At 45.4% G+C, this 14,663-nt stretch carries 15 protein-coding genes and 2 tRNA genes; 16 read left to right on the top strand and 1 reads right to left on the bottom strand.

All coding sequences use genetic code 11. The features are described 5' to 3' along the window. Nucleotides 1-632: 632 nt before the first annotated feature. The 9 genes from ACO5JD_RS07800 to typA all read left to right on the top strand — a co-directional run bounded on the left by ACO5JD_RS07800 (nucleotide 633) and on the right by typA (nucleotide 9,521). Nucleotides 633-1,625, top strand: a complete 993-nt coding sequence (locus ACO5JD_RS07800) for a sugar isomerase (protein ID WP_484988924.1) — start codon at nucleotides 633-635, stop codon at nucleotides 1,623-1,625. A 91-nt stretch (nucleotides 1,626-1,716) separates the two neighbouring features. After that, nucleotides 1,717-2,649, top strand: coding sequence for a PTS sugar transporter subunit IIAB (locus ACO5JD_RS07795; RefSeq protein ID WP_484988922.1), 933 nt, complete (start codon nucleotides 1,717-1,719; stop codon nucleotides 2,647-2,649). A 67-nt stretch (nucleotides 2,650-2,716) separates the two neighbouring features. Then, nucleotides 2,717-3,517 (top strand): PTS mannose/fructose/sorbose/N-acetylgalactosamine transporter subunit IIC, encoded by an 801-nt coding sequence (locus ACO5JD_RS07790; protein ID WP_484988920.1) that lies wholly within the window; start codon nucleotides 2,717-2,719, stop codon nucleotides 3,515-3,517. A gap of 13 nt (nucleotides 3,518-3,530) precedes the next feature. Further along, a complete protein-coding gene (locus ACO5JD_RS07785; protein WP_484988918.1) occupies nucleotides 3,531-4,397 on the top strand; it encodes a PTS system mannose/fructose/sorbose family transporter subunit IID in 867 nt (288 codons plus the stop codon). Between the two features lie 92 nt (nucleotides 4,398-4,489). After that, nucleotides 4,490-5,470, top strand: coding sequence for an SIS domain-containing protein (locus tag ACO5JD_RS07780; protein WP_484988916.1), 981 nt, complete (start codon nucleotides 4,490-4,492; stop codon nucleotides 5,468-5,470). An 88-nt stretch (nucleotides 5,471-5,558) separates the two neighbouring features. Continuing rightward, entirely contained in the window at nucleotides 5,559-6,200 is a 642-nt protein-coding gene (locus ACO5JD_RS07775) for an HAD family hydrolase (protein ID WP_484988914.1), read from the top strand. Nucleotides 6,201-6,272: 72 nt separating this feature from the next. After that, nucleotides 6,273-7,013 (top strand): GntR family transcriptional regulator, encoded by a 741-nt coding sequence (locus ACO5JD_RS07770; RefSeq protein ID WP_484988912.1) that lies wholly within the window; start codon nucleotides 6,273-6,275, stop codon nucleotides 7,011-7,013. Nucleotides 7,014-7,146: 133 nt separating this feature from the next. Then, nucleotides 7,147-7,608 (top strand): hypothetical protein, encoded by a 462-nt coding sequence (locus ACO5JD_RS07765; protein WP_484988910.1) that lies wholly within the window; start codon nucleotides 7,147-7,149, stop codon nucleotides 7,606-7,608. A 74-nt stretch (nucleotides 7,609-7,682) separates the two neighbouring features. Further along, nucleotides 7,683-9,521: a translational GTPase TypA gene (gene typA / locus ACO5JD_RS07760; protein ID WP_484988908.1), complete on the top strand. Its 1,839-nt coding sequence runs from the start codon at nucleotides 7,683-7,685 to the stop codon at nucleotides 9,519-9,521. Nucleotides 9,522-9,980: 459 nt separating this feature from the next. Here the strand turns inward: typA and ACO5JD_RS07755 are convergent, their stop codons facing one another. Further along, on the bottom strand, nucleotides 9,981-10,748 hold the full coding sequence (locus ACO5JD_RS07755) for a trimeric intracellular cation channel family protein (RefSeq protein WP_484988906.1): 768 nt from the start codon (nucleotides 10,746-10,748) through the stop codon (nucleotides 9,981-9,983). Nucleotides 10,749-10,991: 243 nt separating this feature from the next. On the opposite strand from ACO5JD_RS07755, the gene ACO5JD_RS07750 reads away from it, so the two are divergent. The 7 genes from ACO5JD_RS07750 to rplI all read left to right on the top strand — a co-directional run bounded on the left by ACO5JD_RS07750 (nucleotide 10,992) and on the right by rplI (nucleotide 14,203). Then, a tRNA-Ser gene (locus ACO5JD_RS07750) sits at nucleotides 10,992-11,082 on the top strand. A 41-nt stretch (nucleotides 11,083-11,123) separates the two neighbouring features. Beyond that, nucleotides 11,124-11,211, top strand: a tRNA-Ser gene (locus ACO5JD_RS07745). Nucleotides 11,212-11,270: 59 nt separating this feature from the next. Continuing rightward, the gene (locus ACO5JD_RS07740; protein WP_484988904.1) at nucleotides 11,271-12,086 is read left to right on the top strand and encodes a DUF4013 domain-containing protein; all 816 of its coding nucleotides are present in this window, start codon (nucleotides 11,271-11,273) and stop codon (nucleotides 12,084-12,086) included. A gap of 386 nt (nucleotides 12,087-12,472) precedes the next feature. Then, a complete protein-coding gene (gene rpsF / locus ACO5JD_RS07735) occupies nucleotides 12,473-12,766 on the top strand; it encodes a 30S ribosomal protein S6 (protein ID WP_035437913.1) in 294 nt (97 codons plus the stop codon). 51 nt (nucleotides 12,767-12,817) lie between these two features. After that, nucleotides 12,818-13,333, top strand: coding sequence for a single-stranded DNA-binding protein (locus ACO5JD_RS07730; RefSeq protein WP_484988902.1), 516 nt, complete (start codon nucleotides 12,818-12,820; stop codon nucleotides 13,331-13,333). A 20-nt stretch (nucleotides 13,334-13,353) separates the two neighbouring features. Further along, nucleotides 13,354-13,638: a 30S ribosomal protein S18 gene (gene rpsR / locus ACO5JD_RS07725; protein ID WP_021625227.1), complete on the top strand. Its 285-nt coding sequence runs from the start codon at nucleotides 13,354-13,356 to the stop codon at nucleotides 13,636-13,638. Nucleotides 13,639-13,672: 34 nt separating this feature from the next. Continuing rightward, a complete protein-coding gene (rplI, locus tag ACO5JD_RS07720) occupies nucleotides 13,673-14,203 on the top strand; it encodes a 50S ribosomal protein L9 (protein WP_484988900.1) in 531 nt (176 codons plus the stop codon). The last annotated feature ends 460 nt before the right edge of the window (nucleotides 14,204-14,663 follow it).

Below are 14,663 nucleotides of genomic sequence, written 5' to 3'. Positions count from 1 at the left end.
CTCAGCTGGGAGAGCGCGGGCTTTGCAAGCCTGAGGTCGTGGGTTCGAACCCCATTGTCTCCACCACAAGTAACAGGTCAGAGTTTCGGCTCTGGCCTTTTTTCTTGTTTAAGTGAGTGATACGGAGTGATAGATAATCCACCATCTAGGCCAGAAGCCACGTTGCCCAGTGCCAAAAGCCACATCCTATTTCATACTCGTGCTGACCTGCTTGCCAAACGCCACACTCTGTTTCACACCAGATGCCAAACGCCACGTTTTACTTCACTTTTTTAGCCAAAAGCCACGTATCTCTTCACGCCCAAAAAATTTACCTGCGGAAACGTCAGGTCCTTTGAAATAGAACGTGGCTTTTGACATTTTTTCTGAAATAGAACGTGGCGTTTGGCAAGCAGGGTAGCGCATCTGAATTTTGGATATATAAGCAGAGACACAGTGCTTATTATCTCTTAATAATTGCAGGTAGAATGCAACGAATTTTCTACACGATTGAAGGTCACAACGTATCAATCTCATTAGCATAACTACCGTCTGCACCAAAAAAACCACCACTCATACATAATATCTAGACGTATATAACGTCTTATATGTATATATATAGTGACGGTCCATAGAGAAAAGAAAGGTGTACGATGACCAAGCAGGAGCATATTGCCCATGTGGTGCAAAATATTCTTAAGACGAGGCAAGAAGCTGGTGGTATTAATCGCGTTGTTTGGATTGGCGCTGGTGGTTCAAACGGTGGTAACTATCCAGCTCAGTATTTTATGGAACATGAATCGCATACAGTTAATTCTTATGTCTTTACCAGTAATGAGTTCGTGTATGCAACTCCTGCTTTTGTAGATCAAACTACTCTTGTTGTTGCGGTGTCTATGCGTGGTACACCTGAAACTATTAATGCGGCTCGTATTGCAAGAAAACTTGGTGCCGCAACAATTGGTGTTTATGTAGATGAATCCGATTTGACTAAAGTTTGTGACTACAACATCTCATATGACAGTCTTGCTATAGATTCAAGCAATATGGGTCATACAAACTCAGCAATTGTACTTATGATTGCTATGACTTTAGTTGAGCAATTAGAAGGATATGCAGAGTATACCTCCGCAATAAAGTCTTTTGATCTCATTGATTCCATATATCGCAAAGCAGTAGAGCACATTACTCCTCTTGCACAAAAATGGGCTCAGATGAATGCAGATAAACCTACTATTAATGTTCTTGCTTGTGGGCCTAGTTTTGGTGCAGCATACGTATTTTCAATTTGTAATATTCAAGAAATGCTTCAGATAGACTCTGTGACAACAAATAGTTGTGATTTCTTTCATGGGCCCTTTGAAACTCTTAATAAACAAACAAGTGTATTTCAACTCATTTCTGCAGGACGTTGTCGTCCTGCAGACGAACGTGCCGCAACATTTCTCAAGAAACATGGTGGCGAACGAGTATATATGTTAGATGCTGCTGAGATTGGTCTATATGACTTTGATACTAGCATCTCAGAATACTTCAATCATCTTCTTTTCTCTCCAATTCTTAACAACGTGTATATGCGTGCGCTCTCAAAAGTTACTCAGAAGGACTATATGACACGTCGTTATATGTGGAAGGGAATCTACTAAAGCTTATCCGTCACCCTTTTTATTATGGGTGTTATGTATGTAATAGTCATATGTAACGTATGTAACGTAACAAATGTTAGGAGGAGAACGAATGAACCAACTTATTCTTGCGTCACACGGTGAACTTGCGCTGGGCGCTCGTGATACTTTGTCAATGATTATTGGGAATGTTGATAATATCCATGTCATCACGCTTAAACGTGATGATAAGGAGACTGTGACTGATAAAGCACGTGCACTTATTGCAAGTTTTGATCCAGCAGATCGGGTATACATCTGTACAGATATGCTTGGGAGCAGCGTTAATAATTCAATGGTAGAGATTTATAACGAGAATCCGTCTGTGACAGTTATTAGTGGTATGAATATGCCTCTAATTTTGTCTCTAGCACTTGAATCTCATCCAATCTCTTCAGATGATCTACAGTCTATGATTCGTGATGCTCGTGCGGGGTTACGAGATATTTCTGTTACCGAAACCGAGACTCCAACACCATTACAAAAGAAACCTGCTCATGTAGGTAAAGGAGGACCAGCAAACATTGTTTTGGTGCGTCTTGATTATCGCTTATTACATGGTCAAGTTGTATTTTCTTGGGTTAATTCAGTGGGGGCGCAACGCATTATTGTTGTGGACAACGATGCTGCCACCAATGAGATAAAGAAAAATGCACTCAAATTAGCCAAACCATCAGGCGTTTTTCTTAACGTTTTTACTGTTGATCGGGCTTTGGCAAAGATGAAAAAGCTCAACACTCTAGGCGAGAACGTCATGCTTATCTTTGGAAATGTCCATGAGATGCTTGAGTTCTGCCAACAATACCAAGGTAAAGGTTTTGAAAGTCTCAATTTTGGTGCAGCGGCCAATCATGATGGAGCAATTCCTGTAGGTGGTAAGGATAGCTCTGTCTTTTTAGACGCTTCTGAGCGTGCTGATGCTCAAAAACTTCTTGATTTAGGTATCAAAATTTATGAACAACAAACTCCCTCGCAAATGCGTACTGATATTAGCTCATTTAAATAAAGAGAAAGACAGCTATACAAACAGATTGAGTTGGCATCTTTTTTAGCACATTGGAAGGAGAAAGCGTATGAACACGTTCGTCAGTGCGGTCCTCGTTGGGCTTATCGGCATCTTTTGTATGCTTGACTCACGCCTGCTGGGTAGATTGAACTTCGAGCAGCCACTTGTCGGAGCAACTCTTGTGGGTATAGTTCTTGGCGATCCTGCAACGGGCCTTGCTGTTGGTGCGGCTGTTGAGCTGGTGAGCATGGGTCTTGTTCAGGTGGGGGCAGCGGTGCCACCTGATATGGTACTAGGTGGTATTGTTGCATCTGCTTTTGCGTGTCTTACCGGTGCTTCCGTAGAAACAGCAATGACCATTGCAATACCTATTGCTGTTCTGGGCCAGCTATTGGGTATTGTTTTTCGTTCTGTTATCGCGGCTCTTACTCATGTGGCCGATGCTCAGATTGAACTCGGACACTTCAAGGTTGCTTATCGCATGCATATTGTGGTTGGTACCATTCTTTATTCACTTATGTATTTCATTCCTATTTTCCTTGCCGTATTCCTTGGTACAGATGTGGTACAGAGCATCGTCAATATGATTCCTGAGTGGATTACTAATGGCTTGAACGTTGCAAGCAAGGTTCTTACCGCTTATGGTTTGGCTCTCCTGCTTTCTATGATGCTCAATAAAGGTATGGCAGTCTTCCTTTTTCTTGGATTTATGCTCGCCGCTTGGCTCAATCTCGGCGTTACTGCGGTGTCTATTTTTGGAGTCATTCTTGCTTTGATTTTGGTTTCAACCAAATTTGGCAAAAACGTGAGTTTTGCTGGTGCTCGTACGGAAAGCGATTACGACCCTCTCGAAGATGATGATGAGTAAGGAGGAAGGCATTATGACAACTACTGATACTGCTGCGAAGTCTGCTGAGATTTCTAAAACTACAGATACTACGCTCAACAAGAAAATTTGGCAGATGTTTTGGCGTTCTTGGGCTATTCAAGACTCTTGGAACTACGAACGTCAAATGAATATGGGCTTCCTATACGGCATGGTTCCTACACTGGATCGCCTGTATCCCGACGAATCTGATCCTGTGCAGCTTGAGCAAAAGAAAGAAGCCTATAGAAGGCACATGGCTTTTTATAACTGCACTCCCCAGACAAGTGCCTTTGTACTCGGTCTTTCCTCTTCTATGGAAGAAGAATACGCTGCGGATCGTGATAATTTTGATCCTGATGCAATTAATGCCGTTAAAACCTCTCTTATGGGTCCTTTATCTGGTATTGGTGACTCATTTTTCCAAGGTACAATCCGTACCATTGCTTTTGGTCTCGGAGTATCGTTGGCACAACAAGGCAATATGATGGGTCCAGTTATTGCGATGCTTATCTCCATAGTTCCATCTGTTCTTGTTACTTGGTTTGCGGCAAAACTTGGTTATCAGGGCGGCCAGCAATATCTATCGCGTCTACAGAGTGGCAACACTATGGATAAGGTGATGTATGTCTGTGGTATTGTCGGCCTTATGGCAGTAGGCGGCATGATTGCAACCTTAATTGGCGCTACCTGTCCCTTAACCTTCTCTGATGGCACCGTGGTTATTCAAGATATTCTTGATTCGATCCAGCCTCAGATTATTCCGCTAGCGTTAACAGGTCTTATGTATTGGTTCATTAAAAAGAATGTCAGTACTGGTTGGTTACTTGTGATTGCAATCGTTGGTGGAGTAGCACTTTCTGCACTTGGAGTGCTTGCTTAAGGTATTTCGTCTCAATGCACTATTTGTCGTTATACATAATGCAAGAGTCTTCTTTTGAACTCTTGTCTCGTAGTAAATAAAGGAATGTATAGATGTATATCAATACCGATACCCCCAAGCAAATTGTTAGTTCTGTTTTGTCCAGTCATCAGATTGATTCGGTGGCGTTTGTTGGCTGCGGTGCTTCAATGTCTGAGCTCTATCCAGCCAAATATTTTTTGGCAAACAATACACATAAGCTCAACGTACAACTTTTTACGGCTAATGAATTTAATATGGATACACCTCGCTGGCTTGGTCCAAACACTTTTGTAGTAACCTGCTCCCTTGGTGGTTCAACAGCTGAGACCGTTGTTGCAAATAAAACTGCAAAAGATGCAGGCGCACCTGTTGTAGCGATTACTCATGTTGCAGACTCTGCTTTAACTAAGGGTGTCGATCACGTTATTGTGCATGGCTTTGAAGTAAATTATGCTGCCAAGACTGAGAAGATGGCATATGCGCTGGATGTGGCTCTAGAAATTCTTCAACAAACCGAAGGCTATACACATTATGAGGATATGCTTGCTGGTTTTGCTGCTGTAGGAGATGTTGCTGAGAAGGCAGCACAATCTGTTGGCATGGCTGCTGAAACCTGGGCTCAAAAACACAAGGATGACGAATGTATTCATTTTCTTGCTTCGGGTGCGAGTGAGAAGGTAGCGTACTCTACTTCGCTGTTCCTTATGATGGAAATGCAGTGGATTAACTCTGGTAACTTCAATTCAGGTGAATTTTTCCACGGCCCCTTTGAGTTAACTGATTCCAATCACAACTTTGTCCTCTTTATGGCCGATGGTGCAACCCGTCCCATGGATGCTCGTGCACTGACTTTTTTACAGCGTTTTAATGCACGCTATCTTGTAATTGATGCTAAGGATTATGGGTTATCTGCCGCCGTTCCTCCAAGTGTGATTACCTATTTCAATCCCATTGTCCATACGGCAGTTATACGTGTTTTTGCCGAGCATATCGCAGAAGCTCGGCAACATCCGCTTACCATGCGACGCTATATGTGGAAGCTTGAATATTAATATTTGTTTTGCTTGTTAAAAATACTAACTACCAGCAGTTTTGTGTGGGGGCGAACATTATGTTCGCCCCTTTTGGGGATGTAACAGGATGATTAAAGCAGTACTCTTTGATATGGACGGTGTTCTCGCTTTTACGGAAGGGTTTTATAGACAACGGAGAGAGAACTATTTAGCAGAACACGGCATCTATTTTGATAAGTTTCCTGATGCTACAGGGGATAGTGATGCCAGTATTTGGGAAAAGCTTATTTCTCACGAGAAAAAGCGTACTCTGTTGAAAAAAGCGTATCAGGCATATACAGAGGAACACCCTACACCATGGAAAAAACTCTTAAATCCTGATGTGCCGCAAACGTTTAGTCAGCTTTATAATCTGGGGATTAAATTGGCTATTGCCTCGTCTTCACCTCGTCCTCTTATTAATGAGTTTGTTGAAAGTGCAGCAATTGGTTGTTATCTTTCTTTTGTGTTAGGCGGAGATGAATGTATTGCCTTTAAACCTGCTCCAGATATTTACTTAAAGTGTATGCAAAAACTTGAAGTCAAAGCGCAAGAGACAGTTATTGTTGAAGATTCTTCAATTGGTATATGTGCAGGAAAAGCGGCTGGTGCTCATGTTGTTGCTCTGCGAACGGAAGAGGTTTCTGAACACGAACAAGTTGGTGCGGAATTATCGATTAATCATTTAACTGATGTAGTACGGCTGGTATTAGGTAGCTCATTTGGCTAAAAAATTGCGTATACTCTACACAGAACTCCCTTGTTTATGTCCCTGACATAAGCTTGCTTTCATACAATTTTTATGGACGGAATTTCAATGGTTCTCTCTCAAAAATCGGTGCCCCTTTATCAGCAAATTTACAGTGATATTAAGACATCAATTAAATCTGGTGTATATAAAAGTGGTGATAGGATTCCTTCAGAGCCTGAATTAAGCCAAACTTATGATGTAAGCCGCATGACTGTAAGGCGAGCTATTGAAGATTTGTGTTCAGATGGGTATCTAATTAAGCAACAGGGGCGTGGTACTTTTGTAGGAAAACCACATGTTGAACGGAAGTTTGCACAAACACGTGGTGCACAGAGCTTTTCTGAGACTTGTCGTAAAGCTGGAATTATCCCTGGTAGTCATACTATCGATCGTCAGATTGTACCTATCCGCCCGCATGAATGTGAGTTTTTTAATCTCGATCAAAACGATTTGCTTCTTTACATCCATCGTGTAAGAACCGCTGATGGTGTGGCAGTTTGCGAAGAAAATGTATTTATGCCGTATGTTTGGGCATCTCCCTTACTTACCATGCAAATTGAAGACAAATCTTTATTTAAATTGATAGAAGAACTTACAGGTAAAAAAGCAGCAATCAATGCCGATTGGACTGTATCTGCGGTAAAGGCAACAACTGACCAAGCAACAATTTTGGGTATCTCTATTGGAGATCCCTTATTGCGTACAGATGTGAAATTTCTTTCTGCCGATGGTACGCCTCTATGTATCGGACGTCAGTATTTTGTTGGTAGTCGCTATGAGTTGACAATCTAAGTCAGAAACTTAGCCATCAGATGCGTCTGGCGCTTTTTTGTGGTCAAGAAGTGCATGTTGTTTATAGCTGCACGTACTTTGTTCAAGTGCGCTACCATCGCAAAGAAGCTTTAGGTTCAAAGAAAAGATGTGCATGACTCGTTTTAACAATAACAATCGCCGCGACGGCATCTCAGCTGAGACAGACAAACTTTCGTCTGAGCTTTTTGGTGATGCGCTAGATCTTCTTGCCTTAGGCGAGGAAATAGGTGTCCTGCTTGTTATAGAAGATGACCAAGGCAATATTGCGAGCTATGAGCTTGCTGATGATGGCCCGGAAGCTTTAATTGACGAGGCCTATACGCGCATCAAAGAGATTAATCACCATGGAGGAGATAAAGAAGCTGGGCTTGGTATGCCTATTCGTTATGCCATTGCCTATGAGGGCGCAATTGCTGCTGACGACGACAGCTATCAAGATGCTTTACTTCTAGAATTTGGTGAAAAAGGTTATAAAAGCTATTCGGCCTATAGCTACGTAAAAGGGCGGGGAAAGGGCAATGATTTTCAGTGGACCGAGCCTGCGCCTGCTGGTGAAGTTGAACCCTTGCTGTAGCTTTTATGTGGGCGTCTGCCCGACATTCCAACGTAATGTGCCGCTTTGCGGCCGTCTTGATAGATGGGATAGTTATGCTCCAAGAATCCATCCGCAACATTGCAATTATTGCCCACGTTGACCACGGAAAGACTACCTTGGTTGACCAGCTGCTGAAAGCAAGTGGTGCATTTCGTGAAAACCAACAGGTAGAAGAGAGGGTTCTTGACTCCAATGATCAGGAACGCGAACGCGGTATCACTATCTTGGCCAAGAATATTTCCATTGATTACAAAGACGTCAAAATCAATGTTATTGATACTCCAGGACATGCTGACTTTGGTGGTGAAGTAGAGCGTGTACTCAAGATGGCAGACGGAGCTCTCTTGCTTGTTGATGCCGCAGAAGGTCCTATGCCGCAGACACGTTTTGTACTGCGTCATGCCATTGATGCGGGTCTTGCTGTGATGGTTGTTATCAATAAGATTGACCGCGATGGAGCAAATCCTGAGAATGCCTTGAATGCGTGCCTCGACTTGATGATGGATTTAGGTGCAAGTGACGATCAGCTTGAGTTTGCGATGGAACACGTGGTGTACTGCTCGGCAGTGAATGGCTTTGCGCGTCTGGATCCTGATGATGGCAATGATGACATGCTGCCGTTGTTGGACATGATTGTTGATTCTTTACCCGCACCTGATGTCGATCCTGCTGGCTCATTGGCAATGCAATGCGTCACCATTGATCATTCTGAGTATGTTGGTCGTATTGGCATTGGTCGTGTGTATTCCGGAACCATTCACGACGGTGACAAAATACTTGTCGTCAAAAATGATGGCTCGCGAGCTATGGCTCAAATCAAGCAACTGTTCACCTTTGACTATCTCGGTCGCAAAGAGTGTAAAGAAGTTGTCGCAGGCGATATCGGTGCTGTAGTGGGTATTGATTCGACTGATATTGGTGATGTGTACACCGATCCCGAAAATCCTGTTGAACTTGATCCCATTGAAATTGATCCCCCTACGCTTTCCATTGTGTTTGAAGCGTCTACCTCGCCTTTGGTAGGTCGCGATGGCGATATTGTTGGTGGTCGTCAGCTTAAAGAACGCTTGATGGCAGAAGCTGAAAATAATGTCACCATGCGTATCGAAGAGTTGCCTGACAAAACTGGTGTTGAGGTTGCAGGGCGCGGTATTCTTCACCTTTCGGTACTCATGGAGTCAATGCGTCGCGAGGGCTTTGAGTTTCAGGTGGGTCGTCCGCGTGTTTTGTTCAAAAAAGGCGTCGACGGTGAACGTCTAGAGCCTATTGAGCAGGCAGTTGTTGAATGCCCAGGTGAGTTTGCTGGTAAGGTCATTGAGGTGTTTGGCAACAGTGGTGGCACGATGACCAGTATGGAAGCGGGTAATACCCAGACGCATTTGGAGTTCACCATTCCTACGCGTGGCATTATGGGTCTTAAGAACCGAATTATGAATGTCACTCATGGCGATGCGGTCTTTTATCACACCTTCCTCGAGTATGGACCCTTTGTTGGCAACATTGGTAGCCGCGACAACGGTGCCATGATTTCAATGTCGACCGAAAAGGCCGTGGCTTACGCTTTGGGTACCTTGCAGGAGCGTGGCAGTCTCTTCGTTGAACCAGGTACCGAATGCTATGAAGGCATGCTGGTGGGCGAGCGCAGTCGTCCGGGCGACATGGTAGTCAATATTGCTCGCACCAAAAACCTTGGCAACCAACGCTCCTCGACAGCTGATATTTCCGTGCAGCTCACTCCTCCCAAGACCTTCTCTTTGGAAGAAGCGTTGGAGTACATCATGGATGACGAACTCGTTGAGGTTACGCCCAAGCATATTCGTATGCGCAAGCGCATTCTCAACGATACTGACCGCCGTAAGTGGGCCGTTCGTCACGGCATGGTCAAGAAGTAAGTTTTGTTGTGCTCGGTAAGTTTTGCTTGGCTTACCTCTTTATAGCCACCTAGGAGATATGCTTCCTGAATCTGCTTTTATAACTTTGTAAGCAGTTCAGGAAGCATCTTGCTATCTGTGTTTTCTGCAACGGGTTCAAGGTGCGCTTTTGCCTACGCTTATCCCTACAGACGGTTCAATAAGCACCCTTTTGTTCGCATCGGGTTCAAAATGTGCCCTTACGCCAATTTTTATCTGGGGTTTCTCGAGCTGTTTGGTACGGTTTTGAACCGTCTGCATTAAAGGGAAGACAACGGGTTCATAAAGCACCCTCAGTAAAAAATTGAGCAGCACTTTTGTGGAAGCAGAGCGACGCTTTTGAACCGTTTGTGGGAGTCGGGGACGATGCGGCCGTTTGTGAAAGGCTTGCGACGACGGTTTTGAACCGTCTGCGGAGAATGGAGACACTACAAGACTATCTCACTGTCTATGGCTACCAGGCTTTTTAATAATGATTTCGGCGCGGCGGCGGCCTTCATTGCTGGCAGTGGTATAGACCACACGAATAGCTCTGCTGGCCCGAGGACTGAGGTCGATGTTGTCAGGGGAGAGAACGTTATATTTGAGAGACCAACGGCGCATTGCAACCATAATAAAGACGGAAATAATCAATGCCCAGAGTTTGCGTACTCCAAACATGCAAACCATGCTGTAGTAGAGTGCTCCTCCTACAACCGAGCAGATTGCATAGAGGTTGGAGCGACGGAAAATCTGGGGTACTTCCCCCAAAAAGACATCGCGCAGCATACCGCCGCCCACAGCTGTGATAGTGCCAAGCAAGATAGCTGCAGCTCCGCTTGTGTGAAACACGATTGCCTTGTCAGCGCCAGCAACTGCAAAGAGGGATACCGACATAATATCGACCCACTCGTAAAGGCGAGAAAAACGTTTGGTAGCTCCAGGGAAGAAAAACCCAATCAAACCAGTCAGTACTGCCATAGGGATAGCGTAAGGAGAATCCATCATGTAGACGCTGCCTTTTTGGAGGATAGTGTCACGGATTAATCCTCCGCCAAGACCGCAAATCATAGCAAGACCAACATAGCCTACAAGGTCAAGTTTGCGCTGTCGGGCGGCAAAAACGCCTGCAAGGGCACCTACGATAACTGCAGAGAGATCCAGCCATGTTGGCAAAGGCAAGGTAGAGACGTCCATGCCACCATAAGGAGTAAAGAAAAAATTAAGCACTGACGCCTCCCTTCACATCTGGTTTAAAAACTTTATCAGGTTTAGTCACAAAAATACCAAGGAAGGCAAAGCTTTTCTTGTGAGATATCAAGCTCATAACGTAGCAGCACAAATGGAGAAAAGCTACAAGATGACCTACGTTTTCAAGGTTTTATTTTGCTTTGCTCAAACTATCTGCAAAAATAAAAAATACAGATAGCGCAGACCAACGCTTTCTTGTATACTTTCCGTTGCACAATTTCTGGAGAGTTGTCCGAGTGGCCGAAGGAGCACGATTGGAAATCGTGTAGGCGCCTAAAGCGTCTCCAGGGTTCAAATCCCTGACTCTCCGCCAGATTATTTTTCGTGGCACCTGAGGGTGCCACGTCTATATCTGGAGAGGTGGCAGAGTGGCCGAATGCGGCGGTCTCGAAAACCGTTTACCCTTCGGGGTACGTGAGTTCGAATCTCACCCTCTCCGCCAGACGAGTCAGGTCGGCCGCAGTAGCGACCGACTTTTTTGTTGCGAGTCAAGGAGAAGAAATGACAGACGAAGGACACTACTACAAAAGGTCACTCGCACTACTTCGCCATGACCGTGGATGGATTAAACCTTTATTGGTAATGGCGGCGGCAAATTTTGTGCCTATTGCAGGACCACTAGGCTGTCATGGCTATGCTGTTGAATGGGCTCGTTTGGTTGCTTGGGGAGTAGATGCCGCACCAAAACAGAGAAAAGTTCGTGTGGGTGAGTGCATCTCTGCAGGCTGGCGTGCCTTTGTTGGAGCCCTTTGGGTAGGTCTTTCGGTATATGCGCTCAATCTGCTGTTTACTTCAGTGTTTAAGGGTGGAGCTGTTACCAGCACATTTAGCATACTCTTGAGCTTTATCGCATCTTTTTTGGTTCCTGTTGCAGCGTTACATGCCACCATCTATCACGACTTTAAGGCAGGGTGGCAAATCAAAAGGATTTGGTCATTAATTAAAGCAGACCACAAAGGCGCCTTGCACCTTATCCGGCTTTACATAGTGCTTCAACTGGTAGTTGGTCTGATTCTTTCCATTGTATGGATGGCGATTTTAATCCTTGTTGCAAGTCAACTGAGCGATAACTATCTTATGCTGGCTTATAGTGATGTGCTGCATGATGTTACAGCTTCCTATATTTTGTACGCCGCAGCTGACATTCTTCGTCTAGTCGCCGCAAATGCTCTGCCTTGCGCGATTGCAGCCTTTATCAGTAGTCTGGGCTTTTCATTTACTCAGATGATTCAAACCTGTGCAACAGGGCTTTGGTTGCGCAAGTTTGATGTACCTACTTGGCAAGAAAGCAACAAGATTTTTGAAGAGAAAAACTAGCATAGTAAAAGCTCATAACGCAGAGATATAGGGTATCTGTGAGCTAAAACTTATGAAGTTTTTATGAGTGTAGAAAATCCTAAAAAGTATTTTCTCCCCATTGGATTGGGTCAGTCACACTTAGCGTTGCAAAACATGGTGATCTAGCTGGATAAACGCAAGCAGATTAAAGAATGTACCAGTTTAAGTCAGCTAGAGGACAGAGACTATCCAAGCTAAATCCAAGTTGACGGGTTTATTTTCCGTGTGTGGGGAAGGTGTGGGATGTGCTTTGTCACAATTGTCCTGCTAGAGCACCTAGGGCTGTGATACTATCAATCCTTGACCTTTCCTGCCTTGGCGGCACCTTCACTTGCCAAGGCCATATGTCCAGAGGAGGTGAAGAAATGAAGGCTTATGAACTGCTGTATTTTGTCGATCCCGCAGCAACTGAGGAGATTCGCGCAGGCGTCTCGAAGCGTATCGAGGTGGCTGTCACTACTGATGGTGGCGTGATTGACAGCGTCGAGGACTGGGGCAAGCGCAAGCTCGCCTATGAGATCGACGGCCTCACCGAGGGCGATTACATCCTTATCAATTTCCATGCTGACCCCACGCAGATTGCTGAGCTCGATCGAGTTCTGCGTATCAATGACAATGTGAAGCGTCACATGGTCATGCGTCGTCCCGACAAGGACTAAGCACCGACCAAACATGGAAGGACGAGGAGACTCGCAAGAGAGGTGGGAACAATGAGCATTAACAGGGTAATTATTACTGGCAACTTGACGCGTGATCCTGAGCTGCGTAGCACTAACAGTGGCACGCAGGTTTTAACCTTTGGCGTAGCTGTCAACGATCGTCGTCGTAATGCACAAGGCGAGTGGGAAGATAAAGCCAACTTTGTCGACTGCGTTATGTTTGGTAATCGTGCCCAGTCGCTTTCAAACTACCTCTACAAGGGTATGAAGGTTGCCATTGAAGGCAGGCTTAGCTACAGCTCCTGGGAGTCCAATGGTCAGCGTCGCAGCAAGCTGGAAGTTATCGTAGACGAGTTGGAATTCCTTTCCTCTCGCCAGAATACTCAGCAACAGGGTGGCTACCAACAGCAGCAGCCCCAAGCTCAGCCTCAACCTGCGCCGCGTTACTCGGCTCCTCAGCCGACGTACAACCAAGGTAGTTATGCCGCTCCCGCAGCTACACCCCAAACGACTCCCGTCCAGACGCCGCCTCCCAGCGACGTTTATGACGAGGATATACCGTTCTAGGAATTGAAAAGAGGTATCTAATGGCAAAGCAGAGACAGAGGCAGCGCCGCGAAGAGCAGCGCCCCATGCATCGCAAGTACTGCCAGTTCTGCAAGGAAAACGTCGATTTTATCGACTATAAGGACACGCAGCTTCTCCGCAAATTTACGACTGATCGCGGCAAGATTAAGCCCCGTCGCGTTACTGGCGCTTGCACGCAGCATCAGCACGATATCGCGGTGGCAATCAAGCGCGCCCGCGTAATGGCTCTGCTCCCGTACGCTGTGCCCGTGGTTTCCAACCGTGGTGGTCGCAACCGCGGCTAAGCGGACGGAAGCATTCAACGAAAAGGAGCGTCCCATGAAAGTCATCCTTATGGGTGAGCTCAGGGGCAAGGGCGGAGAAGGCGACATCGTTGAGGTCGCTCAGGGCTATGCGGAGAACTACCTGTTCCCCAACAAGATTGCCCAGCCCGCAACCCCTGGCAACATTAAGCAGCTCGAAGAGCGTAGGCACAATATCGAGAAGCGCGAGCAGAAGCGTATTGCTGACGCTAATGCGCTGAAAGATCAGCTCAATGGCAAGAAGATTGTCATTGACGCTCGCATTGGTGAGGACGGCCAGCTCTTTGGTTCCGTCACCTCTGCTCAGATTGTCGAGGCTCTTAAGAGCCAGCTCGCAGTCGAGGTTGATCGCAAGCGTATTAGTCGCGGTGGTACCATCAAGACCGCTGGCGCTCACGAGATCGAGGTCAACTTCTATCGTGAGATCAATGCCAAGGTCATCGTTCAGGTTGGTCCTGAGGCTGAGGTAGCAGCTGAGGAGGTTGTCGAAGAAACAACTGATGAGACTGAGGCTGAAACCGAAACGAGCGAAGAGACCGCTGAGTAGTTTTTAGCAGTTCACTGTATGCGTCTATTTGTTCGTAGTGGACTACCTGCAGATTTCAACAAAAGTTGCAGGTAGTACCCAGAATTCAAAAAGATGCGAAATGCAACGAACGTTCGTATAAATCCCTCCGACCCCCTGCGGAATGGAGGGATTTTTTATTTAAATGAATATTTAATTTGATATACCTGCGCAAATAGGAAATTAAATGAGTGTGATATGCAAAATCGCAGGACTGGATTTGTGGGCAGAGCATATCCGTAAGAGTTCCGTACATGTTGAAAACACCGTTCGTCGAAACGTCCAAAAAATGTTGAAAACGTTGAAAACTTGCAAAGCTGCAGCTTGAGGATAATTAGTTTCTACATCAGAGTATCGATAACATTATTTGCGTACTTTTGGCTCTGCAAAGCTTAAGCGCTTGAGGTACTATGCTTTGCCCAGGCAGTGAGGCAATTGAGCT

The organism is Olegusella sp., assembly GCF_057238325.1.
This window is presented reverse-complemented; position numbering and strand designations above follow the sequence as displayed.

Coding starts and splice junctions, on each gene's coding strand:
- ACO5JD_RS07775 (WP_484988914.1), top strand. CDS start 5,559: ATGATTAAAGCAGTACTCTTTGATATGGACGGTGTTCTCGCTTTTACG.
- rpsR (WP_021625227.1), top strand. CDS start 13,354: ATGGCAAAGCAGAGACAGAGGCAGCGCCGCGAAGAGCAGCGCCCCATG.
- ACO5JD_RS07765 (WP_484988910.1), top strand. CDS start 7,147: ATGACTCGTTTTAACAATAACAATCGCCGCGACGGCATCTCAGCTGAG.
- ACO5JD_RS07730 (WP_484988902.1), top strand. CDS start 12,818: ATGAGCATTAACAGGGTAATTATTACTGGCAACTTGACGCGTGATCCT.
- ACO5JD_RS07770 (WP_484988912.1), top strand. CDS start 6,273: ATGGACGGAATTTCAATGGTTCTCTCTCAAAAATCGGTGCCCCTTTAT.
- typA (WP_484988908.1), top strand. CDS start 7,683: ATGCTCCAAGAATCCATCCGCAACATTGCAATTATTGCCCACGTTGAC.
- ACO5JD_RS07780 (WP_484988916.1), top strand. CDS start 4,490: ATGTATATCAATACCGATACCCCCAAGCAAATTGTTAGTTCTGTTTTG.
- rpsF (WP_035437913.1), top strand. CDS start 12,473: ATGAAGGCTTATGAACTGCTGTATTTTGTCGATCCCGCAGCAACTGAG.
- ACO5JD_RS07795 (WP_484988922.1), top strand. CDS start 1,717: ATGAACCAACTTATTCTTGCGTCACACGGTGAACTTGCGCTGGGCGCT.
- ACO5JD_RS07785 (WP_484988918.1), top strand. CDS start 3,531: ATGACAACTACTGATACTGCTGCGAAGTCTGCTGAGATTTCTAAAACT.
- ACO5JD_RS07790 (WP_484988920.1), top strand. CDS start 2,717: ATGAACACGTTCGTCAGTGCGGTCCTCGTTGGGCTTATCGGCATCTTT.
- ACO5JD_RS07800 (WP_484988924.1), top strand. CDS start 633: ATGACCAAGCAGGAGCATATTGCCCATGTGGTGCAAAATATTCTTAAG.
- rplI (WP_484988900.1), top strand. CDS start 13,673: ATGAAAGTCATCCTTATGGGTGAGCTCAGGGGCAAGGGCGGAGAAGGC.
- ACO5JD_RS07740 (WP_484988904.1), top strand. CDS start 11,271: ATGACAGACGAAGGACACTACTACAAAAGGTCACTCGCACTACTTCGC.